This is a genomic window from Variovorax monticola, from assembly GCF_051216855.1.
GTDB lineage: Bacteria > Pseudomonadota > Gammaproteobacteria > Burkholderiales > Burkholderiaceae_C > Variovorax.
The window spans coordinates 795376-815265 of the sequence record NZ_JBPJZP010000002.1 but is presented as its reverse complement, the minus strand read 5'-3'; the positions used below and the strand labels follow the sequence as shown (position 1 = coordinate 815265).

Here is a 19890-nt window from a genome sequence, read left to right as displayed (position 1 = left end):
GGTTTCCTTGTCAGCGAGGCTGCGGTGCCTCTTCAGGGCGCGCGGCCTCGGCAGCGGCAACAGCGCCGATCCACTCGGGCAGCGGCAGGCCGAGATCCTTGAACTTCTGAACCTCGATCGCGCGCTGGTCGAGTACTTCTTCCCAGTCGTTGCCCTGCTCAGCGGCTTCCGCCATCAGCGTCGAGAGGCCGGCATCCATGCCCATCACGGCGCCAGCCTTTTCCTTGACCGGGTCGATCCAGCCGCGCGCCGGGCCGAGCCAGCCGCAGCGCGCATAGGCGGTCGCGGCCTCGACGAACTCAGGCGCCCCGCTCGGCAGCGGCAGCTCGCCCTTCTCCATCGCTTCCTGCAGCCAGACGGCGTACATCGGGGAGGCGAAGTTGTTGGCGAACTCGGTGCGCCGGCGCGTGAGCGTCTTCCAGGACTCCATGAGCGCTGCGCGCGCGCTGCTGTAGTTCGTCTTGCTCCAGTCCTGGGTGACCTGCTCGGCGGAGATGCCTGCTGCGGCCGCGAAGGTGCGCAGCATCTCGTGCGCAAAGTCGACAAAGCCGGTATGCGGATGAGCCGATGCGACCGATTCGATCTTCTCGCCCGGCGCCAGGGTCGGCACGCGGGCGCCCTCGAGCATCACCGGCCGCTCCTTGTGGAAGTCGCTGCGCAGCTGCTGGTACCGGCTCAGTTCATCGTCGCCGCCGTCGAGCGCATCGCCGACCAGCGCAGGGTCGTAGGGGCTCACGACGTAGGTGCCGAAAGCCGAGGCGATGGTGGCGGCCTGCAGCTCGACCCCGTAGTAGCGCGCCAGCATCTTGAAGCGCGCGATCACCGGCGTGAAGATGCCGACGCCGCGGTGCTGGCCCGCGCGGTCGCGCTCGAAGTCGAGGATGACCCGGCGCCAGCCGTCTTCATCCTCACACTCGATGCGCTCCCACGTGTTCGCTTCGACGGCGTTGTACCAGTCGTTCTGCTCGGCCCGACGAATGTGCACCGCTTGCGACACGCCGTCGTCGTCGATCTCCACGCCGCCGCGCAAGTACTTCGTGTCGAGCATGCCGTAGGGATTGCCCAGGCGATCCGGGTCGACCAGCAGAAACGAGGTGGCGTAGTCGCTGCCGCCATAGCCGACGCGCTCCGGCATCCAATACGAGACAGCCAGTGCATCGCCGTCGACCAGCTTGTGCCGCAGGCCCAGCCGGAACTGTTGGCCGATGGTGAGCTGGCGGTTCACATCGTTGTACCGCCCGATGTGTTCGGAGTAGCCGCGCCACAGCGCCTCGGCCGTGCGCTGGAATTCATCTGCCCAGACTGCATCGAATGCCTTCCCGAAGCGGTACTTCAGCGCGCGGTAGTCGGGCTTCGACGCCAGCCGCAGGTGGGTGCCCACGGTGTTGTCCAGGATCCGCATGATCCCGCCGCTGGCCCAGCCATCGTTGCGGACAAGGTCGCGGCTGCGCGCCACCATGCGATCGCGGAACTGGTTGATCTCGGCATCGGGCGACCGAATCCACGGCTGCCAATCGCCCATCTCTTGCGTCTGCCAAGACGCAGCCGTGTACGGGAACACGCTCTGGTTTGCCGGGTCGAGCGACGCCGAGCTGCGGCGGTTCGCTGGAGCGCTGGACGTCATCGGGCGCCCGCTGGAGTCGAGGATCGCGCTCATCAGAAGTACGGGCGCAGCGGTGCGCGACGGTTGATGCACTGGCCGGTCAGGCCGTCGATCTGCGTCTGCACCGCCAGGATCGCCTGCGTGAGGTCGCCGATGTTGGCCTGCGTGTAGGTGACCGAGCGCGCGCCGTCGCCCTGCGTGTACGACGCGGTCGCGACCTTGCCGCCGGCCATGAGGTCGAGGTAGGCCTTCTGCAGGGCGGCCAACTGTGCCTGTAGAGCCTCGAGGCTGATGCCATCGAGGATGCTGGTGCGACGGCGAAACATCAGGCCAGCTTCGCGATGAGGTCGTTGGGCTTGGCGGTTTCGAGCGCGGCAATGCGCTGCGCGCGCACCTTTTCCGCCACCACGCGCACGAGCGCCTCCATGGGCACCTTGAGCGTGATCTCCCCCTTGGTGATCTCGACTTCGCCCGCGAAGTTCTCGGCGTGCGTGAAGACCACCGGTCCAACCTTGATTTGTGCCATTCGTAGCTCCTACGCCAGCTTGCTGACGAGTGATTTCTTGCCCGAGGGCGTTTGCGGCGCGGGCGCGGCACCAGGTGCAGCGGGTTGCGGCACCTCGTACACGCCCTGCGGGTCGGGGACCAGCAGCACCGCCGTGTTGTCCGCGCGCTTGTTCAGCTGCAGGCCCAGGTGCACGAGACCGCAGAGCGCGGCGTACGCATAGACGCGGCAGTCGGCCGCCTCGTTCGCCTTGCCCGACGGCGTCTCCCAGATGCGCACCTTGCGGCGCCCGATCTCTTTCAGCGTGAGGCGGTCGGCGGTCAACTGCTGGAAGTAGCCGATGTCGCGATCCGCGGGGAAGTGCATGTAGCCCGGTGCCGGCTGGCCAGGGCCCGGGACGCCGAGCAGCAGGCGGGAGCGAATGGTGTCGCGCGCCGCGTTGCCGCCGATCATCACGGGCCGGTAGCTGGCCTTCGTCTTGCGGTTGGGCTTCTTCGTCGGCCATACCGGGTTGCGCTGACCATCTCGCTCCGATGCGCCCTTGATCGCCCAGATGCGCCGGCCAAGCCTCGCCTTCGCGAAGTCGTAGACCGCCTGTGTGTGGTGGCCGCCCGAGTCGTGGCACGCGGCCAGTACTTCGAACGTCCGGCCGTCGGCCCGGCGCCAGATCCTCTTCAGGTACGCATCTAGCTCGGCCTGCACCTTGGGGTCGGAGAACTCTCCTTCGATGACGTGGTAGTCCAGCGACCAGCTTTCCTCGTCGCGGCCCCAGCCGACCGTCTCGATCTCGAGGCGGTAATCCTGCGTGTCGATGCCGACCGTGATGGCGGCCACGCCGTAGGGCACCTCGGCCGCGAACACCTCGCGGCGCGTGAGCAGCGTGTCGACCGCAAGCGCCTTGCTGGCCAGCGGCCGGTGAGGCAGGCCCTGCTGCGTGTTCCACCACGACAGCTCGCGGTCCGCATCACCCTTCGCTTCGAGCCACTTGCGCGCCTGCTCGCTCGGCCGGTCCTTCTGCGACGGCGAAAACAGCTTGCCCGCTTGGAAGCCGGCATGCGTGTTGTCGAGCGGCCAGTTGCCGCAGGTCGGGCAGCGCGCGCGATACACCGCGTAGCGCCCCTCCTCCTCGTCTTCCCACCAGTCCCACACCTGGGCCACGGCCGCTTCGCTATCGCCCAGCTCCTTCCAGAGCCCTGCGTAAGCATCCAGCGGCACGTGGCGCACGTCGCAGCATTCGAAGGGCTTGGTCTGGTGCCAGCGGGTAGTGGCCAGCGCCTTCTGCCGCTCACCTTCCGACCAGGCGCTGCCACAGGCCTCGCAGTAGATCCGCGCCGTCTTGGGCAGGTGGTTGCCCTTCTCGTCCTTCTGCCACTGCACGTGCTGGAAGAACATCGGGAACATGCGGTGGCCGCAGTGCGGGCACGCGATGGTCGCGCGGCGTTGGTCGGAGTTGCCGTAGCTCTCCGAGATCGCGCACTCGTCTTCGATGGTCGGGCTGCATGCGCGCACGGACAGCGAGTTCAATGCGAACGTCGCCATCCGCTCGTCCACCAGCACCAGGGAGTCGCCCTCCTTCGTGGGCCGGTACTTGTTGATTTCGTCGGCCAGCACCACCCGGATCGGGCGGCGCGCCAAGTTGTCGGGGCTGCCCGCGCCCACCAGGCCGGCGAAGCCGCCCGGGAAGGGTTTGTAGGTCAGCGTTTCTTCGGCTCCACCAACGCGCTCCTGCAGCGCCGGCGTGGCCGCAACCATCGGCTGCAGGCGTTCCTTCGAGAACTGCTCAGCCGACTCTGCCTTCGGCTGCAGGATCAGGATCGGGCACGGGTCGAGGTGCACGTGGTAGCCGAAGATGTTCAGCAGCAGCTCGGTCTTCAGCAGCTGCGTCGCGCACATCGCGGTGATGGTGCGCACGCCGGGCTCCGTCACAGCGAGCATCGGCCCGCGCGCCACCTCGACAGTCGAGGTCTCCCAATCGCCGGACATGGCGCCGAAGCCCTTGGCCAGCTTCCGGTACTCGTCGGCCCACGCCGGCACAGACAGCCGCGGCGGTGTGGACCACCCTGCGGCAACCTCCCTCCTGAGAAGCTCAGCCTTTGCGGAACTGTCCGCTGGGCTCTCCCAGGGAGGCAAGTTGCTTGTGAACATAGGTCGTCAGGGTCTCCGCCAGTCGGTCCGCTTCTTCGATGCCCAGCTCAGCGGCGATGACCGCGGCATACCGGGTCGGCCAGTTCAGCCACGCATCGCGCGCGGAGCGGAACTCATCGAACAGAACCTGCTTCGCCAGCTCGAGGCTGATCACCTCGCCGGCGCGCTGCCGGTACTCCAGCTCTTTCAGGCGGCCCGCGAAGTCTTCCTTGTGGGCCACCGCGCGCTTGAGGCTGGCGCCCTCGGCGCTCTGCACCACCGGCACGCCGTCGACTGCCTCGGGCTCGGGCGCGGTGCGGACATTCTTCGGAGGCTTCGCTGTGTCCGCACCGGTGTCCGCAGCCTTCTTCGCGCGCGCTGCCGGTGCCGCCTTCGCAGGCGCTTCCTTGCTGTCCGCACGCGGCTTGCGCCACCCGCTCGCGACCTGCGCCGGATCGAGCTTTCCCTCGGAGTCGGCCACCAGCAGACCGCGTAATAGCGCCCGCCGCACCTGCTTCTCGTCGCAACCTTCCAGCCGCGCGAACTCGCGGCGCGTGACAGCTTCAGCCATAGGTGCGGACATCCCGTGCGGACATTGTTTTGAACTCGGGGCCGGTCGCGAAACGCGGCGCGCAATGCCCGCATGGCGGCTTGGTAGGGTAAGGACCCGTGATGTTTTTACAACACATGCACCCTTGCCCCACCTTGGTGCATCCTGGCGCCTTGGGGCTGGTCAGGGCGCCTCAGCGGGCCGTGGCGAGGGCTCGGCTCAACGTGCGCTCCATCACCCTGTTGAAGTTCGAACGCACCAGCTGCTCAGCCCTTGGCCTGTAGTCGAGGTGCTGCTTGATGGGGTGGGCATCGGTGAAGCGCACCAGCAGCTTGATGCCTGCAGGCTTGCCCTTGCCTGCGGGGGTGCGCTGCCACACGCCGTTGATCACCTCGCCGCCCTTGCCCTTCACCTTGCCCACGAACGTGTTGCCCTTGGCCTTGAGCTGCGCCAGCTTGTTCTTGGACAGGTTGCCGTACTGGTTGAGGGGCGCACCCACTGGCTTCAGCAGCGCCTTGCTGTTGAGCTTGTTCTTGCCGCCGACCTCGTATGGCTCCAGGTAGGCGGCTGCGATGTCCTTCACGTAGACCAGCGCCTGCAGGTTGTCCTTGCGCGCGCCGCGCACGCCTACCGACTTCACGGTGAAGGGCGTGGGCCGATCGAACACCGTCTTCATGGCCTCCTGCTCGCCCGCTTGGACGATCTTGGCCAGCTCGGTCAGGCCCTGCGCCGTGGCGAACGGCATCTGCTTGTACGCCAGGGCAGAGAGCCTGCGCTCCATCTGCTTCACCTCGGCGCGAACGTTGATCACGAACATGTGGCCTCGCATCCGGTGGCCGGACACGCCGCCGGCGTCCCAAGGAGAAAGGAGCTATGCCGGCGGCGGACACGGGGCGGAGGGTTGCCCACCCTACCGCTGGGGACAGAGCAGCGCGCAAGAACCGGCCGGAAGTGAATGGCGGCAGCGCGTGGTGGTCGCTCTGAATTTTTGCGCTGGGTCGACTCGCGGCCCAATGCAAAAAGCCCCATCGAAGGGGCTTCCGTGGTTGCAGGTCAGGTCAGACCGAGGGGCACATGCGCCACTGGCTGCGCACGTGCGGGCGCTCGCGCTTGGCCAGGCCCAGGGCATAGGCGCAGGCCTGCACCAGCTCCACCGGGCGGGCAGCGAGCTTCAGCACCGGCTCGGCGAACTTGGCGGGCACGCTGGCCACGAAGTCGTAGGCGAACTGGTAGACAGCGGTGCAGGCGGTCGCCACGCGGTCGTAGGCGACGGTGGCCGTGCTCGACACGAAGGCGAGCGCGGCGAACGCGAAGGTCAGGAAGCGGGAGCTGGAGCGGGTGTGTGCCATGGGAACCTCTTTGGATGTTGCCGTGGCTGCCGGCGGGAGCCCCTTGCCGTGACGGGGAGGACAAAAAGGCCGGTGGTCGGCCACGAAAGAATCTCGGAATCCCCGCGAGGGGCGGCGGCTGGGGCGTGGTCCTATGGGCCAGATCTGGCCCGGCGCTGGCGTTCAAGCAGGCGCTTCGACATCACCCAACCGGCTGTCGCCGAAAGTGGTTGCGATGGGCCGATTCGAACGGCCGACACGCGGGGTATGAACCCGCTGCTCTACCAAGCTGAGCTACACCGCGGAAACGAAAAAGCCGCCCGAGTTGCCTGGGCGGCTTTCAAGGTAGAGGCGGGATCCAATGATTCACCCGCATACGAAAATATTGCAGAGACACCTTCCCTGTCGAGGGTGGCGGCCGGCGCCGGAGCGGGGGCAGGTGTTCAGCAGAGATTCGAGGGCAGCAGCCTCAGCAGGCTGCGCAATCTCGGGACGAATTATCGCCCGGCTTGCGCATCGCGATCAAGTAGCCGCCTTGATGAACGATACTTCGCTCGAAAACCGGAGGAGAAATGCAGAACTGCTATGCGAATTGGCCCTTGATTCTCGAATACATCAAAGTCGTGCTTTCTTGGCCGCCGATGGCGGTCCTGCTCGTTTGGATTTTGCTGCCGACATTTGGAGTTCCCCTTGCTACTCTGCTAAAAAATATTCGCAAGGGTAAAGCGGCTGGCATTGAATTTGAAGTCGATCCTGAGAAGCAGCAAGGCAGCGCGCCTCCCCCACTTGTGGCCGAAGACCACTTGGGGCGAATTGCCGCCGATCCCAAAGCTGCCAAAGCAGAGATATTGAAATGGTGGACTGCAGCGGTTGCCGAGAACAACTTTCACAAAATTTACGGCACCCAGATGCGCCTCATGGAGCATTTGGCAAATCGCCCAAATGGCGCAGATTCAGAGGGAAATTTGCTACCGTTTCATCTCGAACACTTGAAGCTTGTAGAAGCTGCGAGCAACCCGATCGCGCCAGGCTATTGGACTCAATACTTCGGATTTCTACTTCACACGGAATACGTAGAGCGCGTTGCGGACTCGAACCAAGTTCGCCTTACGCCACTCGGACAAGAGTTCCTGAGATATATCAGAAGTACCTGGGGTGCATTCGCTTCGAACCGGCCTCTATAGCCCACGCAGGCGCCGCCCGATGGCAGCCCGCGCCCGCTCTACGCACTGGTCAAACCAGCAGGCCAGGCGCCGGCCCTCCTGCTGGTGGGGCACATCGCGCAGCCCGGTGCCACCGCATGGCCGGCAGATCTTGGCGCTATGTCGATTCGTGCCCTCGACCAGCTGAAACTTCGTTCCCGAGCACACAGGGCAGCGCTGAGACAGCCACCAACGGATGACCGCGACGACCTTCTCGGTGCACCGGTCACGGTCTTCCTTGACCTCGGCGCTACGGCGAGCGTCGACCTCGGCCGTGGCAGCGACCAGGTCCGCATGTGCGGCCGCGAAGGCATCCGGATCCTGCGCAGCCTTGGCTACGGCATCCCGCAGGCGCTTCAGCAGCGCGGCATCGTGCTCGCGCACCTCTGTGCGTTCCGAGCGGGTGACCGGGTCGTGCGACTGTCCCATGCCCCACGACATCGCCTGCATGATGGCCTGCGCGCGCACCTCGGGCAGCGACTTCAGTTTGCCCAGCAGCAGGCCCGTCTCGTGGAGGTTGAAGGCGAAGGCCTCTTTGGCCGCTGCGGTGCGCTGTTCCTTCGAGCTCTTGCCGCCGGGCAGGAACTGAGCGCTTGTCGCGAGGCGCAGCTTCTCGCTGGCGTCGAACTCGGTGTGCAGGCGCAGCAGCGCGCCGCCAATGCGGCTTTGGTTCCAGCCGGCCGCGATGATCACGTCGGCATCGCCTGGCCGATCTGGCCCTTCAACCCTGAGGTTCGAGCTGGTGGTGGCCGAGGTGTAAATCTCTTCGACTCCGCGTTTTTCGTCGTTGGTCAACATGGTGTGCTCCAGTAAAATCAAGGCTCTCAGGTTCGACTCACTGGAAGGCCCTGGCGCTGTGGCGGCGCTGGGGCTTTTCTCTTTTCATGCAGGTGCGGCCGCCGTGGCGTTGCGGGCCCGGTTGATGGCTTTCTCGACTGCGCGCTGGTAGGTGGCCAGGTCGATGCTGGTGCGCTGTAGGTCGTGGTATTCGTAGAGGTCGCGCACGACCTGCAGGTCCGGGCCCGTGGCGCCGATCCGGCCGGTCGTGGCATGGCGCGCCTGGGCGGCCTCAAGGAAACGCTCCACCGCATTGATGGCAGGCAGCACCTCGGGGCCCACGCCGAACTCCACCAGCACGCGCGCGGCCTGCGCCACACCGGTGATCACGCCCCAGTCCTTCCACTCGGCGCGACCGAACTGGAATGCCTCCAGCGCGTTGCGCTCGATCTGACGCAGCTGGGCCAGGCGGACGTCATCGATCACGCGCGCGCCTGCGATGGCAACGCTGACCGCATCGCCCTTCCCCCACACCTTGCGGCGGCACATCTTGCGGCTCATGGCAGATCGCCCTCGCGGTAAAAGTCGATGACGAACACCGGCTCGACGCGCACAGCGCCAGAACGATCCTCAACTTGCACCGCGGCGATGCCCTGGCGCGGACGGATGGCCAACAGGTCGGCGACGCTCTCGAACTCTCCGCCCGCCTCGTTCGTGTTGAACACAATGCTGTCGCGTGTGCTCATACCGTGTCGAACTCCGGGATGCGGAACATCAGCAGGGTCTCGTCGACGGCGTCGTCGCCAGGATCGCGGATCGGTCGCAGCATGCAGTCCGGCCAGATAGCGTGGGCATCGCGCACACCAGGATCGATATGGAACTTCGACCCCAGCGAGTGAATGAGCCATAGCTGACCGAGGACCGGATGGATTTCCCGAACCTCAAGCACTTCGACCAGCAGATCGTTGTCCATCGGCGCGCCGCGAGTCATCGCGAGGTCGCCCTTCTGGCAGTTCATGCTGTCACTCCTTCCGTAGCGCACTCGATACGCTCGCGCGCAGCTGACCGTTTGCGGCACGCTGCCTCGACCTCGTCGGCATTCGCGCCGGGGCCGCTGACCTTGCGCAGCCAGCTGGCGCACATCCAGCAGCTGCGCACCGGGATGCCTTCGACCATCACGGGCGTGCACCACTCGCTGAACAGCAGGTCCTGCACGGAAGTCGCCGGTTGGAACTTCGGCGTCAGGTCGTCGTGGCCACCGGCGCGGATCGTGCAGAAGCGCATGTGGAAGGTGCGCTTGTAGCCGGGCGGCGCAACGCAGTACGCGAGGTCTCCGGGTGTGGGTCTCATAGGTTTCCTCCAGCCACGACGGGCGTTGCGTTCAGGTGGTCGAGCGCGAGCTGCGCGGCGGCGCGGTCTCGCGGCTTGGATGTCGGGTCCGCGACGATGCGGCGCCAGTGGTGCACCTGCGAGAGGTGCGCGAGCATGAAGGCGACCTTCTTGCGCTCGCCGTCAGCGGTGCTGCTGTCGAGCCAGGCATGACAGGCGCTGCAGGCCCAGGCGCTGTAGCAGTCGTCCGCCTTGCGCGCGCCACCCTTTCCGCCGTGCTGCGCCCAGTTCGAGTGCGCGGCCACGGTGGTCTTGGGGTTGCGGTTGCAGATGCCGGCAAGCAGAAACAGGCAGGGCTTGCCGCGCGCCATGGCCAGCAGGTGCGGGATCTCGCGGCGCGGTGTCTTCGGGATGGCGGCGGAGGCCGGAGGCGCGGCGTAGGTGCCGCGGCGCGCGGCGCGCGCGATGGTGGTGGGCACCTGGTGCTCGACATGGGCCGAATCGTGCGGCGCGCCGCATGCAGCCTCACTTCTTGCTGGTGCTCGGGTGGCGGGCGCGCGGCGCTTGAAGCCGGTGCCGCGGGGCATGGGCGAGCGCTTCATCGCTGCATCGCCTCGAACTGGGCGAGCTGCGCGCGTGACGGTGTCCACTGCACGCCGTTCTCAGCGCCGTACGCCAGCAGCCATTCGATGAAACCGGCCGCCAACGTGGTGTTGAAGCTGCGCGTCTGCTCGCCGACCATCACGAAGCCCGGATGGTTCAGCGCGGGCACCAGCTCGATGTCGCCGAACCGGGCCCAGTGGTCGCGGAACTGCGGATCGTCCTTGGTCTCGTGCTTGAAGGCATCGACAAGCACGCGCTTCCACGAGATCGGCGGCAGCTGCTTGCCGAACAGTCGGCATTGCTTCGCGATGTCGTTGAGCATCGCGTGGTACTTCTCCTCCTGCAGGCGGCTCTTCGTGTCCTTGCGGCGCTTCAGGGTGAGTTCGATCGAGTGCCCAGCCTGCAGGTCGTCGGTCACCTCGGATGCGAACCATGAACGCACGACGGCCTTGTACTGCTCGGGGCTGGTGATGGTCACGGTCTTCATGGGGTTGCCTCGGTAAACAGGTCGCGCTGGCGCGCATCCGGTTTGCGCTTGGGCGTTGCGAAGAGGGAGGAGCGCCGCGTCTTGGCGCCGGCGACGGCCGCTGCGCAGCGCGGGCCGAAGGTCATGCCGCCAAGGTAGACCGGCTGGCGCAGCAGCGCGCGGTGGCAGCGGGCACAGATGGTCATGCTGCTATGCCCTCCACGCGCTGACGCAACTCCCGAATCTCGCGTTGGGCCTTCTCGGCATTGCCGTAGGCGTCCCACATGCGCAGGTTGGCCAGGCGAGCGATGTCGATGACCGAGGCCGCCGAGAGACGCGCCGCGTCCTTGTTCGGCGTGGCGCGTCGCTCGCAGTAGACCTCCAGCCTGCCGCCGCGCTCGCGCACCAGCAGCACGCCACTGGCCGGCGACGGCAAGAACACCAGCAGCTCGGGCTTCCAGATCTCGGCCGGCAAGGCGTAGTAGTGCTTCCAGACCTTCGGCGGGTGCGGGCGCAGTTGTGGCGGCCCGGCCTCGTCGCGCCACGTGACGCGCTTCCACCATTTGTCCTTCTTCGCATCGGCCTTCAGGTCAGCGCGGCTGATCTTCACCTCGACGTCAATCACGCGCAGGTCCATGGTGACCCCCAGCACGTCGCACTCGGCGCCCGTCCAGTTGCAGCGGTCTACCAGCAGCAGGCACTTGCGGGCCAGCGTCTGGCGCGCGATCAGGCTGGCGATGATGCCCTCGTTCCACTTCATGCAACCTCCGATTGCAGGTAGATCATGCGCATCTCCAGCCGCTGCGCGATGTGGTGCTCGAGCGATGCTCCCCTGCTCCACTCCCAGCCCGGCAGCATCAGGATCGAATCGCAGTCGACCAGCTGCTTGATGTCGGCGCGCATGCACGGCAGCCAGCCCGCGCCAGGATCCGGATTGATCTCGGCCGGGTTGACCACGTGCCAGCCTTCGGCGCGCAGCCGGGCGGCCTCTCGGTGGAACAGCGGGAAGTTCAGGTCGGGCTTGCCGGTCATCGGGCCCGCGATGTAGATGCGCTTCATGCCCTCTTCCTCAGACCCCAGTGGGCGATGAGCACCGCCTCGGCGCGGTTGTGATGCTTGACCAGGCTCAGTGGCGCATCCGGGTACAGTACACGCGCCTTTTCCAGCGCCTTCTTCTTGTCCGCATCGAGGCCGTAGAAGCGCTTCCACTTCTGCGGGCCGAGCATCGTGGGCTTGTAGCCCAGACACTCAAGCACGGTTTCGATGGCGCCCAGGGAGCGCATGAGCGAGCCTTGAGTTTGGACGGCGTTGTTCTTGCCGCCCATCGTGTTGACCTGCTCGAGGTACGCCTCGGCCATCTCGCCGATGGGAACGTTCTTACGGATCAATGTGACCAGCGCACGGCCGTCGATCTTCTTAGTGATCAAGCCGTCGCCGGGCAGAGGCATGGTGGGCAGGTCTTCGACGACGCACGTGCGATCGGTGACGAAGCTGATGGCGCCGGAAAGGCCGGGGTCGATGCCGATGAAGATCACAGCTCTGCTCCCTTCGAAGAGCGCGCGACGCGCACCTGGTTGGAAGGAATCGGCGTCTCCGCCGGCCAGTTGTCGAAGCGAGTGTTCTCGCCCACGTACATCAGATCGATCAGCCCCGGCTCGCCGTCCCGCAGCTTGGCCACGGACAGCTTGGCGTAGTACTTCCATTCGTCCGCCAGCGTGGGGTTGGCCTTGTAGGGCCGGTGCACGAACATCACGATGTCGGCGTCCTGCTCGACCGAACCCGAGTCCCGCAGGTCGGACAGCACCGGCATCTGGTCGACGCGCTCCTCGACCTTCCGGTTGAGCTGGCACAGCAGGAACACTGGGCACGCCAGCTCCTTGGCCAGGCTCTTGAGGCCTTTTGTGATCTCCTCGATCTGGTAGACCCGCGGCATCTTCGGATCGGTGCCGGCCATGAGCCCGAGGTAGTCCACGATCAGGCATGCCATCTTCCCGTGGCGCCGGCGCAAGCCTCGCGCGCTGGCGCGCACCTGGTTGATGTTCAGGCCGCTTCGGTCGTTGACCTGGAAGTTCACCTGTCGCAGCCGGTCAACGGCCGCCGTGATGGCCGGCCAGTCGTAGTCCTTGAGCCGCTCGCCGCGTTTGATGCGGCTGAGGTGGATGCGCGACTGCAACGACATCGCGCGGCTGACGACCTGCGCCTTCGGCATTTCCATGGAGAACATGCCGACGGCCTTGCCGCTCTGCATGCCCATGTGCACGCCCATCGACAGCGCCAGTGCCGACTTGCCCATGCCTGGCCGCGCGCCGATGACGATCAGCTCACCATCGCGGGGGCCGCCGTCGAGTCTGGCGTCCAGGTCGATCAGGCCCGTGGCCGTGAAGTCGTCGACGGCCGTGCCCTCGGCCTGCGCGTTGATGCGGTCCAGCAACTGCACCAGCCCTGCTTCCATACTCTGCCATTCGTCGGTCGTGCCGAGGTCGCAGAGACCGGTCAGCAGCGCCGCGGCCTGCTCGAGCGTCTCCTCGAACCCGACGGTGCGCTGGCAGGCCAGCTCATTGATCTCGCTGCTGGCCGACATCAGGCGCCGACGCAGCGCCATGTCGCGCACGATCAACGCGTACTGGCGCACGCTGGCCGCGCTGGGCACGTACTGCGCCAGCGAGTTCAAGTAAGGCAGGCCGCCGACCGCGCCGTCCTTGCGATCACGCTGCAGCTGGTCGTAGACCGTAAACACGTCGGCTGGCTGACCCGCGTTGAGCATGCGGCTGATCGCGCTGAACACCAGCCGGTGCTCTTGGCGGAAAAAGTCGGGCTCGGCCACCAGCGTGCCCACGCGGTCCCACATGCCGTTGTCCAGCAGCAGCGCGCCCAGCAGCGACGACTCGGATTCAGGGCTCCACAGCACCACCGGCGCCAGGAGGGATTCATCGACTCGGTCGTTCATGCGGTGGCCTCAAGGTTGGTTTTCTCAAGCACCTGCTTCAGCCCGCTGGACTTCATGAGGTACTCGATGTCGGGTTTCCAGTTCGCGTGCTCACCGCTGCGCGGCGTGCGGCCCATCAAAAAGTCGTTTTCGCGGGCCCGGAGGAAGTAGCTGCGGAACCACTCGAACGCCTCCTCGGCGGTCGTGGCGCGGCGCGTACCGTCCGGCTTGGTACTGCTCAGCACCCACTGCCAGCGCTCGCGGATCGCCTTCTCCCGGGCCTTGTCCATGACCCGGACACCCGGCAGTTCAGGCAGAACCTCGTGGTAGATCGCGACAACCTGGTCGGGGTGGCAGGTCGGCAGCCGCGCTGTCGACGAAGGAGCGTTAGCTCCTGATGTGTTTGAAGATGAAGAAGAAGATGAAGAAGAAGGGGGGGGTTCTTCGAAACCCGGGAGGGGGGTTTCGTAACCCCCCTTGACCTGCTTCGGCCTACCCCCCTTGGAACCGGCCTCGGCACCCTTGATGCCATGCTCGGCACCTTCTTTGCCGCCCGCCGCGCGGCGGTTGCGCAGGTCTTCGTCGCGCACCATGCGGCGGCTGAAGATCGTCCCGTTCTCGGCCCGGGACAGCACTCCGTTCCCTTCGAGTTCAGCGATCAGCTTGCGACAGAGGGCCGGGCCGATCTTGCAGAGGTTGCCCAGCTGCAGGGGCTCCATCGGCTTGCCATTGGGCATCGTGAGATGCCCGTACGGTTCGCCCTGGTGCATCAGGCAGTTCATCTCGTGCCAGAGCCCGCGCGCCGGCAGCGAGCAGCTCTGCAAGGCCACGTCCTTGAACCAGTCGCCCCAGTAATACTGGGACGCCGGTCGCTTGGTCTTGTCGGCTTCGGTCACGCTCTCACCGCCCTCCGTACATCCGCTTGGATGCCTGCGATCTCGCCAGCGGCCGTGAAATAACTGGCGCCCTGCTCTTCTTCGAGCTGCAGCGCGGCCTCGCGCGCGGCGATTAGCGCCTCCATCTCGTGGCGGTGCCGGTCGGCCTCCTCCCGGTCGTTCAGGTCCATGGCGATCTCGATGGCCAAGCCCTCGGCCAGGATGCGATGCTCGCGGTGGCGCGCGATCTTGCGCTGGATGGGCGTCATGCGGCCTCCGCTTCGATCTCGGGTGCTTCGAAGTCGAACAGGCTGGGCATGCTGGCATCGCGCTCGGCCGCGCGCAGGTAGTGCACCTGGTCGAGGAAGTACGCGCCGTTGAGCTCCGAGCCGCCGCCGGTGCGGCCGAGCTTGATCGCGCGCACCGGCACCGTGCCCAACCCGCAGAACGGGTCGTAGATGCGCTCGCCCTTCATGCTGTAGCGCTCGATCAGGCGGTCCACAATGTCGAACTGCAGTGGGCAGACGTGCTTCTCGACCGACCGCTTCGACTGCGCGCCGTTCAGCGTCAGCATGCGCACCACGTCGTGCCAAACCTCTCCGTGGTGGCTGCCCGGCGCCAGGCTCATGAAGTCGGACGGCAGCGCGCCGCGGCCCTCCAGCTCCTCGCCGATGCGGATGTGGAAGTCGTAGTCGTAGACGCGCGACAGGCTGAACTCGGTGAACACCTTGGCCAGCCGGCCGGGCCCGTAGCTCGCCATCTCCTCGGCCGTCAGCTGGCGGTTGCCGCTGGAGCGCCAGAACGCATGCGCGTCGACCTGCCAGCGCGCCAGGCTGTAGTCGCTCTTCGCTTTGGCAATGCGCGAGTCGGCGTAGCCCTTGGCGCGGTCGGTCTGCGGCTTGTGGAACAGCAGGATGTACTCGGGCGAGCCCACGCCCATCTTGCTGCCGTCCTTGCACATTTCGGTGTAGCCGAGGCGGTACGTCTGGTTGTTCTCCCGCACCACGTCGGTCACCACCGTGATCATCCCCATGTAGTCGAAGCCGTGCTTCACGCCGTGGAACAGCGCCTCGGCATGGAATGGGCTGACCGTGGGGATGCCGGCGCCGGTCACGTTGCCGAAGTTGATCCGGTCCTTGACGTGGCAGCAGTAGATGCGCCCCGGCTTCAGGATCCGCAGCAGCTCGGGCGTCAGGAAGTCCATCTGCGCCCAGAAGTGCGCGTTGTCCTGGGTGTGGCCGAAGTCGTTATAGCTCGGCGTGTATTCGTAGTGGTTGGCGAACGGGATGCTGGTGATGATCTGGTCGACGGAGTTCTCGGGCTGCAGCCGTGCCTCCTCGACGCAGTCGTTTTGCGCCACCGTGAACAGGTCGCTGCGGACCTCGACGCGCTGCACGCCAATGGAGCGCGCGAGCACGTCTTGCATGGCGAGCTGGTTGAGCCCGAATTTGCGAATGATGTCGGTCATCGTCTTGCCCATTTCTTCGTGCTGTGCCCACTTAGTCAGCAGGGTGCGCAGCACCTCCCGCTCGGCTTCCGTGTGCACGATGTCGATGCGCACCGCGTGAGCCTGGCCGAAGCGCTGGACCCGGTGGATGCTCTGGATGAAGTCGTTGAACTTGAAGCCGATGCCAGCGAAGATCTCGCGGTGGCAGTGGCGCTGGAAGTTGCAGCCGCTGCCGGCGATCACTGGCTTGGTGGACAGCACGCGGTGCAGCCCGTTGCCGAAGTCGACGATGCGGTCTTCGCGCTCGTCGATCGGCTGGCTGCCCCAGACGCTGACTGCCTCGGGAATGGCTTGCTGGATGGCGTGGCGCTCGTCTTCGAGGTCGTGCCAGACGATGAAGTGGTCAGCCGGATCCGCGGCCACCAACTCCTGCACCTTCGCCACGCGGGCCGGCATGCTGCCGCGCTTTTCGCTGGCGGCGGCCGACAGGCCCATGGCGACGTCGGGGATCAGCAGGCCCTGGCCGTTCTTCTCGGAGCCGGCCGCGGCATAGTCGCTCGTCACCTCGTGGTACCGGACGTCGAGCTCCGGCAGCACATAGCCCTCGTCGGAATGGCCGAGGTCGCTGGGGCGCTGGATGAACACCGCCCAGCTGGCCACCCACAGCCAGAACTCCTCTTCCTTGTGCGGGTAGAGCGTGAGGTTCCCGGCCTTCTCGCTGTCGCGCTGGAAGAAGCGCGTGAGCGCTTGGCCGGTGTCCATCACGCCGAGGTAGCCGGCGTAGTGGATCAGCTCCTTGAAGCGGTTCGGGCTCGGCGTGGCCGTGGCCACGAACTTGAACTCGACGGGCTCGAAGGCCGGTAGGAACTCCTGGTAAGTCTTGCTTCCGTAGCTGCGCAGCACGCTGGCCTCGTCGAGGCTGGTGGCGCCGAAGCGCGGCACGGTGATGTTGCCCTCGCGCACCGCCTCGTAGTTGGTCAGGTACAGCGTGGCCGGGTCGTCGATCTCGCTGTCGCGACGCACGAAGCGCATGTCGATGGCGTGCTCGCCCTGAAAGCGGGCGTCGATCTCGGCGCGAAACTCCTGGCGCACGCCGAGCGGCGCGACCTGCAGGCGGAACAGCTCGGGCCGGGCCAGGCCGATCTGACGGAAGATTTCCAGCTGGGTCGCGGTCTTGTGCAACCCGAAGCTGGCGAAGATGGCGCGCTGACCGCCCTGCACTGCCCAGCGCACGATGTCACGGGTGTGCGGCTTCAGCGCGGGGTTGATCTGTTCGAGCGGAACGTCGAAGCCCTTGAACTGGGCCATGCGAATCTTGGCGCGGAGGAAGTCGGCGTATTGCATTACGACCTCGCCTTCCGCGCGTGCGCCGCGATGCGCGTGTCAGCCTTCTTGCTGATGCCGTGCATGGTCGACAGGTCCTTGCCCGTCTTGCGCGCGCGGTCCACGTTGGCGGTGCTGGTGCGCCGCGCGTTGGCGTATTGCTGCAGCGGCTTCCAGTCGATGGGCTCGCCGGTGAAGCCGCGCGTGAACCCGTTGTTGAGGGAGCGCACGATGCGCGTGCCTGGCCAGTAGATGTCGTTCATGCTGGTGCGCTCCCTGTGGTCAGGCTTGCAGCCGCCCGTTGCGGCTCTCGTGCGCCGCGATCACCGCGCGCGCCGCTGCCAGTTCGGCAGAAAGAACGTGGCGCACCGTGAGGTCGCACCCCATCTGGTCGGCCAACCACTGCAACGGCGCAAGGCTCTGCGTGACCTGCATGAACTTGAGCAGCCGCTTCGCCCACTGCTCGCCCACGCCCGCCATGAACTTGCTCATGTAGCCGCTGCTGATGTGGATCTTGTCGGCGATGTCGCCGTCCTCCAGACCGCTGTGATGCGCTGCATTGCGCAGCGCCTGCCGGAACGTGAAGCGCCTCACGAGCGCAGCGTCCTGGTGTTCGGGGGTTGGAACCTCGCCGATCAGCGGAAGGCTGGCTTGCCAGCGCTTTCCAGCGGTTTCTTGTGGTTTCCATTCGGTAGGGTGAAAACTGCGATCCATGGTGAAAACGACTCCCATCGCTTTGGTTGAAGAAAAGGTCTTGTTGGGCCGTCCTGTCTGCGCAGCCCCCTCGCGGGGGAGTCGGCCGGTTGAGGGCCTTGCAGGAGGGCGGCCCAAGAAGGCCTCTGTGCTGGTGCGCCTACTGGCGCTCGACGTGTGCGCCCTCCTCTTCATCGAGCAGGTCCTGCCACTCGCGGTCTCCGGAGAACACGAGGAAAACGCCCACCACCGCGCCAAAGAGTGCGAACGCGGCCGCACCGTGGCGGCCGAGGTCGTAGGCCATGAAGGCGAGGTGCAGGCCCACCAGCACCAGCGCGGCGCCGAGGCAGATCTGGATGAAGGCGAAGCGCATGGCTCAGGCGCCCTCTTTCGCGGGTTCGGCCTTTGTCTCGGCAGCCACATCGGACAACGGACGCCCTTCGGGGTGTGGCCACGCCTTGTCTTTCACGCGCAGCCACTGGTGGGAAGGGAGCGTCTCCTCCACGGCAACGACTCCAGCGGAGTGCAATTCGAACTGCGCCGCGAGTACCGTCGTGGCCTTGCGGTCGCCGTAGCAGACGTTCCGGATATGCCCGACGGTCGTGCCGCACTTGTCGGCAAAGGCCTTTCGGCCGTCGTTGTCGAGCCCGAAGAAATAGGGTTTGATGTCCATGACTCGATTACATCGAATGATGAAGCTCATGTCAACATCATTTGATGTAGCCCCGGTGCTTCACTCCGGGTCTATGACCCTCAAGCTCATTCGCATCGACCGGTTGAAGCGATTCGCCAAGGAGCGAGGCATTGACGGCCCCGTCCAGCTTGGCGCCGCAATCGGGCGCAAGACCAACCAGACCAGCGACCTTCTGTCCGGCCGCGCATCGTTCGGCGAGAAGGTGGCGCGCAGCATTGAGGAAGCAGCCGGCCTGCCTTCCGGCTGGCTGGATCAAGACGAGGGCGATCGGGTCGGCAGGGCCGTGGCCCGACTCAAAGACGCGGTGCGTCAGGAAGGCACAGACGTCGAAATTCCTTTGCTCGCAACTCCGGGGTCGATGGGCATTGGCAGCGACGTCATGCCTGAAGAAGTTGTCGTCGGCCGGCTAAGCCTCTCCCCGCATTGGATCGAGAAGACGATCTCCTCATCAACGCGCCCGGAGCACCTACGCTTCATCCACGGCTACGGCGACTCGATGCAGCCGACGTTTCTAGACGGCGACGTGCTGCTGGTCGACTCGGGAGTGAACCAGGTGAAGATCGATGGCGTTTACGTGCTCGAAGCCAATGACCGGATCTACATCAAGCGCGTGCGCCAGCGTATGGATGGCGGCTTCGAAATCAGCAGCGACAATCCCAACGTGAAAACAGTCGACGTCCTCGACGGCAATACCCCGGTCAACGTGCTCGGTCGGGTGGTGTTTCTCTGGAACGGAAGGCGGCTGTGAGCCGCAAGGAGAATCGCGAGTGATCTGCCTGTCTCGGACGAGTACTGTCCTTCGCGCCGCGGCCCTGGTCGGCTTGATCGGCAACGCAGCTGCTGCTGACTTCACGCGGTGGGAGTACCGCGCAGACACGACCTCGAAGGGCACCGCCCTGTGCAGCTTGGCGACCGCCGGGGCCGACAACCAGGTAACGCGGAACATCGTGATCAAGTTGCTGGCGGGCAAGCAGACGATGAACGTCACCTTGTACAAAGCTTCTTGGCAAATTCCGCAAGCCACCAATGTGCCGGTCCAGATCGATTTCCTTGATGGCCAACCCCTGGCGCTGACCGGCTTCGGGGATGGAAAGATTGTGGACATTGAGCTGCCGAAAGACGCGACAGCCACTTTCCTCGGCCTTCTTCGCTCGAAGAAAGCTTTCCGGCTCACGTTCGACCGCGGCAACGAAGGCGCTTGGACCGCACCTTTGACAAGCGTGCAGCCGAAGCTGCGGCAGTTCGTCGCCTGCGCACAGCAGCTGACGTCGAAGCCCTTCTAGACTCCTCTTACCCCCTGCCGCCGAGCCCGCCCAGTGCGGGCTTTTTCACGTTCGCCCACGCGCTCCGTCATCCTTCGGTGAACTATTTTCGAAAACTACATCGTTTGATGTTGACGTGACGTTCATCGTTTGATGTAATTCCCTCACGCCCTGCAATTCCGC

The 19890-nt window shown here is 65.6% G+C and carries 29 protein-coding genes and 1 tRNA gene; 3 read left to right on the top strand and 27 right to left on the bottom strand.

The features are described from left to right. Positions 1–10: 10 nt before the first annotated feature. The 8 genes from ACSFA5_RS09315 to ACSFA5_RS09280 all read right to left on the bottom strand — a co-directional run bounded on the left by ACSFA5_RS09315 (position 11) and on the right by ACSFA5_RS09280 (position 6414). On the bottom strand, positions 11–1657 hold the full coding sequence (locus ACSFA5_RS09315; RefSeq protein WP_435443726.1) for a phage portal protein: 1647 nt from the start codon (positions 1655–1657) through the stop codon (positions 11–13). Continuing rightward, the gene (gpW, locus tag ACSFA5_RS09310) at positions 1657–1929 is read right to left on the bottom strand and encodes a gpW family head-tail joining protein (protein ID WP_435443725.1); all 273 of its coding nucleotides are present in this window, start codon (positions 1927–1929) and stop codon (positions 1657–1659) included. Before gpW ends, ACSFA5_RS09315 begins: the two co-directional genes overlap by 1 nt. Beyond that, positions 1929–2129: a hypothetical protein gene (locus ACSFA5_RS09305; RefSeq protein ID WP_435443724.1), complete on the bottom strand. Its 201-nt coding sequence runs from the start codon at positions 2127–2129 to the stop codon at positions 1929–1931. The genes gpW and ACSFA5_RS09305 overlap by 1 nt, the downstream gene beginning before the upstream one ends. Before the next feature lie 9 nt (positions 2130–2138). Continuing rightward, positions 2139–4142, bottom strand: coding sequence for a phage terminase large subunit family protein (locus ACSFA5_RS09300; protein WP_435443723.1), 2004 nt, complete (start codon positions 4140–4142; stop codon positions 2139–2141). 52 nt (positions 4143–4194) lie between these two features. Continuing rightward, entirely contained in the window at positions 4195–4803 is a 609-nt protein-coding gene (locus ACSFA5_RS09295; protein ID WP_435443722.1) for a hypothetical protein, read from the bottom strand. 172 nt (positions 4804–4975) lie between these two features. Continuing rightward, complete coding sequence (locus ACSFA5_RS09290) at positions 4976–5599, bottom strand: hypothetical protein (protein WP_435443721.1); 624 nt, start codon at positions 5597–5599, stop codon at positions 4976–4978. Between the two features lie 241 nt (positions 5600–5840). Then, positions 5841–6131, bottom strand: coding sequence for a hypothetical protein (locus ACSFA5_RS09285; protein ID WP_435443720.1), 291 nt, complete (start codon positions 6129–6131; stop codon positions 5841–5843). A gap of 206 nt (positions 6132–6337) precedes the next feature. After that, positions 6338–6414 (bottom strand) — tRNA-Met (locus ACSFA5_RS09280). Positions 6415–6682: 268 nt separating this feature from the next. Here ACSFA5_RS09280 and ACSFA5_RS09275 point away from each other — a divergent pair. Beyond that, entirely contained in the window at positions 6683–7294 is a 612-nt protein-coding gene (locus tag ACSFA5_RS09275; protein ID WP_435443719.1) for a hypothetical protein, read from the top strand. On the opposite strand, the gene ACSFA5_RS09270 is transcribed toward ACSFA5_RS09275, so the two are convergent. From ACSFA5_RS09270 to ACSFA5_RS09180, 19 genes are all read right to left on the bottom strand, one after another. Beyond that, complete coding sequence (locus tag ACSFA5_RS09270; RefSeq protein ID WP_435443718.1) at positions 7289–8110, bottom strand: hypothetical protein; 822 nt, start codon at positions 8108–8110, stop codon at positions 7289–7291. The two genes, ACSFA5_RS09275 and ACSFA5_RS09270, sit on opposite strands and share 6 nt — an antisense overlap. Before the next feature lie 84 nt (positions 8111–8194). Beyond that, positions 8195–8650, bottom strand: a complete 456-nt coding sequence (locus ACSFA5_RS09265) for a hypothetical protein (RefSeq protein ID WP_435443717.1) — start codon at positions 8648–8650, stop codon at positions 8195–8197. Next, a complete protein-coding gene (locus ACSFA5_RS09260) occupies positions 8647–8835 on the bottom strand; it encodes a hypothetical protein (protein WP_435443716.1) in 189 nt (62 codons plus the stop codon). Before ACSFA5_RS09260 ends, ACSFA5_RS09265 begins: the two co-directional genes overlap by 4 nt. Further along, positions 8832–9107 carry a hypothetical protein gene (locus tag ACSFA5_RS09255; RefSeq protein ID WP_435443715.1) on the bottom strand — a complete coding sequence of 92 codons (276 nt, stop codon included), beginning with the start codon at positions 9105–9107 and terminating at the stop codon, positions 8832–8834. Before ACSFA5_RS09255 ends, ACSFA5_RS09260 begins: the two co-directional genes overlap by 4 nt. Beyond that, positions 9104–9439, bottom strand: coding sequence for a hypothetical protein (locus tag ACSFA5_RS09250; protein ID WP_435443714.1), 336 nt, complete (start codon positions 9437–9439; stop codon positions 9104–9106). Before ACSFA5_RS09250 ends, ACSFA5_RS09255 begins: the two co-directional genes overlap by 4 nt. Further along, positions 9436–10005 carry a nuclease domain-containing protein gene (locus ACSFA5_RS09245; protein WP_435443713.1) on the bottom strand — a complete coding sequence of 190 codons (570 nt, stop codon included), beginning with the start codon at positions 10003–10005 and terminating at the stop codon, positions 9436–9438. The genes ACSFA5_RS09250 and ACSFA5_RS09245 overlap by 4 nt, the downstream gene beginning before the upstream one ends. Before the next feature lie 11 nt (positions 10006–10016). Continuing rightward, a complete protein-coding gene (locus ACSFA5_RS09240; RefSeq protein ID WP_435443712.1) occupies positions 10017–10508 on the bottom strand; it encodes a recombination protein NinB in 492 nt (163 codons plus the stop codon). After that, complete coding sequence (locus tag ACSFA5_RS09235) at positions 10505–10693, bottom strand: hypothetical protein (protein ID WP_435443711.1); 189 nt, start codon at positions 10691–10693, stop codon at positions 10505–10507. The genes ACSFA5_RS09240 and ACSFA5_RS09235 overlap by 4 nt, the downstream gene beginning before the upstream one ends. Beyond that, positions 10690–11247: a hypothetical protein gene (locus ACSFA5_RS09230; RefSeq protein WP_435443710.1), complete on the bottom strand. Its 558-nt coding sequence runs from the start codon at positions 11245–11247 to the stop codon at positions 10690–10692. Before ACSFA5_RS09230 ends, ACSFA5_RS09235 begins: the two co-directional genes overlap by 4 nt. Next, on the bottom strand, positions 11244–11546 hold the full coding sequence (locus tag ACSFA5_RS09225) for a DUF4406 domain-containing protein (RefSeq protein WP_435443709.1): 303 nt from the start codon (positions 11544–11546) through the stop codon (positions 11244–11246). The genes ACSFA5_RS09230 and ACSFA5_RS09225 overlap by 4 nt, the downstream gene beginning before the upstream one ends. Continuing rightward, the gene (locus ACSFA5_RS09220; protein WP_435443708.1) at positions 11543–12022 is read right to left on the bottom strand and encodes a RuvC family protein; all 480 of its coding nucleotides are present in this window, start codon (positions 12020–12022) and stop codon (positions 11543–11545) included. The genes ACSFA5_RS09225 and ACSFA5_RS09220 overlap by 4 nt, the downstream gene beginning before the upstream one ends. Further along, on the bottom strand, positions 12019–13434 hold the full coding sequence (locus tag ACSFA5_RS09215; RefSeq protein ID WP_435443707.1) for a replicative DNA helicase: 1416 nt from the start codon (positions 13432–13434) through the stop codon (positions 12019–12021). The genes ACSFA5_RS09220 and ACSFA5_RS09215 overlap by 4 nt, the downstream gene beginning before the upstream one ends. Continuing rightward, positions 13431–14309: a hypothetical protein gene (locus ACSFA5_RS09210; RefSeq protein ID WP_435443706.1), complete on the bottom strand. Its 879-nt coding sequence runs from the start codon at positions 14307–14309 to the stop codon at positions 13431–13433. Before ACSFA5_RS09210 ends, ACSFA5_RS09215 begins: the two co-directional genes overlap by 4 nt. Further along, the gene (locus ACSFA5_RS09205; RefSeq protein ID WP_435443705.1) at positions 14306–14557 is read right to left on the bottom strand and encodes a hypothetical protein; all 252 of its coding nucleotides are present in this window, start codon (positions 14555–14557) and stop codon (positions 14306–14308) included. The genes ACSFA5_RS09210 and ACSFA5_RS09205 overlap by 4 nt, the downstream gene beginning before the upstream one ends. Next, positions 14554–17079: a DNA methyltransferase gene (locus tag ACSFA5_RS09200; RefSeq protein ID WP_435443704.1), complete on the bottom strand. Its 2526-nt coding sequence runs from the start codon at positions 17077–17079 to the stop codon at positions 14554–14556. Before ACSFA5_RS09200 ends, ACSFA5_RS09205 begins: the two co-directional genes overlap by 4 nt. Next, positions 17079–17321 (bottom strand): hypothetical protein, encoded by a 243-nt coding sequence (locus tag ACSFA5_RS09195; protein WP_435443703.1) that lies wholly within the window; start codon positions 17319–17321, stop codon positions 17079–17081. Before ACSFA5_RS09195 ends, ACSFA5_RS09200 begins: the two co-directional genes overlap by 1 nt. Before the next feature lie 19 nt (positions 17322–17340). Next, positions 17341–17652, bottom strand: coding sequence for a hypothetical protein (locus tag ACSFA5_RS09190; RefSeq protein ID WP_435443702.1), 312 nt, complete (start codon positions 17650–17652; stop codon positions 17341–17343). 259 nt (positions 17653–17911) lie between these two features. Further along, on the bottom strand, positions 17912–18124 hold the full coding sequence (locus ACSFA5_RS09185) for a hypothetical protein (RefSeq protein ID WP_435443701.1): 213 nt from the start codon (positions 18122–18124) through the stop codon (positions 17912–17914). A 3-nt stretch (positions 18125–18127) separates the two neighbouring features. Further along, positions 18128–18454, bottom strand: coding sequence for a hypothetical protein (locus ACSFA5_RS09180; RefSeq protein WP_435443700.1), 327 nt, complete (start codon positions 18452–18454; stop codon positions 18128–18130). A gap of 43 nt (positions 18455–18497) precedes the next feature. Here ACSFA5_RS09180 and ACSFA5_RS09175 point away from each other — a divergent pair, with 43 nt between their 5' ends. Together ACSFA5_RS09175 and ACSFA5_RS09170 are read left to right on the top strand one after the other, a co-directional pair. After that, entirely contained in the window at positions 18498–19193 is a 696-nt protein-coding gene (locus ACSFA5_RS09175) for a S24 family peptidase (protein WP_435443699.1), read from the top strand. Between the two features lie 19 nt (positions 19194–19212). Then, positions 19213–19728 carry a hypothetical protein gene (locus ACSFA5_RS09170; protein WP_435443698.1) on the top strand — a complete coding sequence of 172 codons (516 nt, stop codon included), beginning with the start codon at positions 19213–19215 and terminating at the stop codon, positions 19726–19728. Positions 19729–19890: the final 162 nt, after the last annotated feature.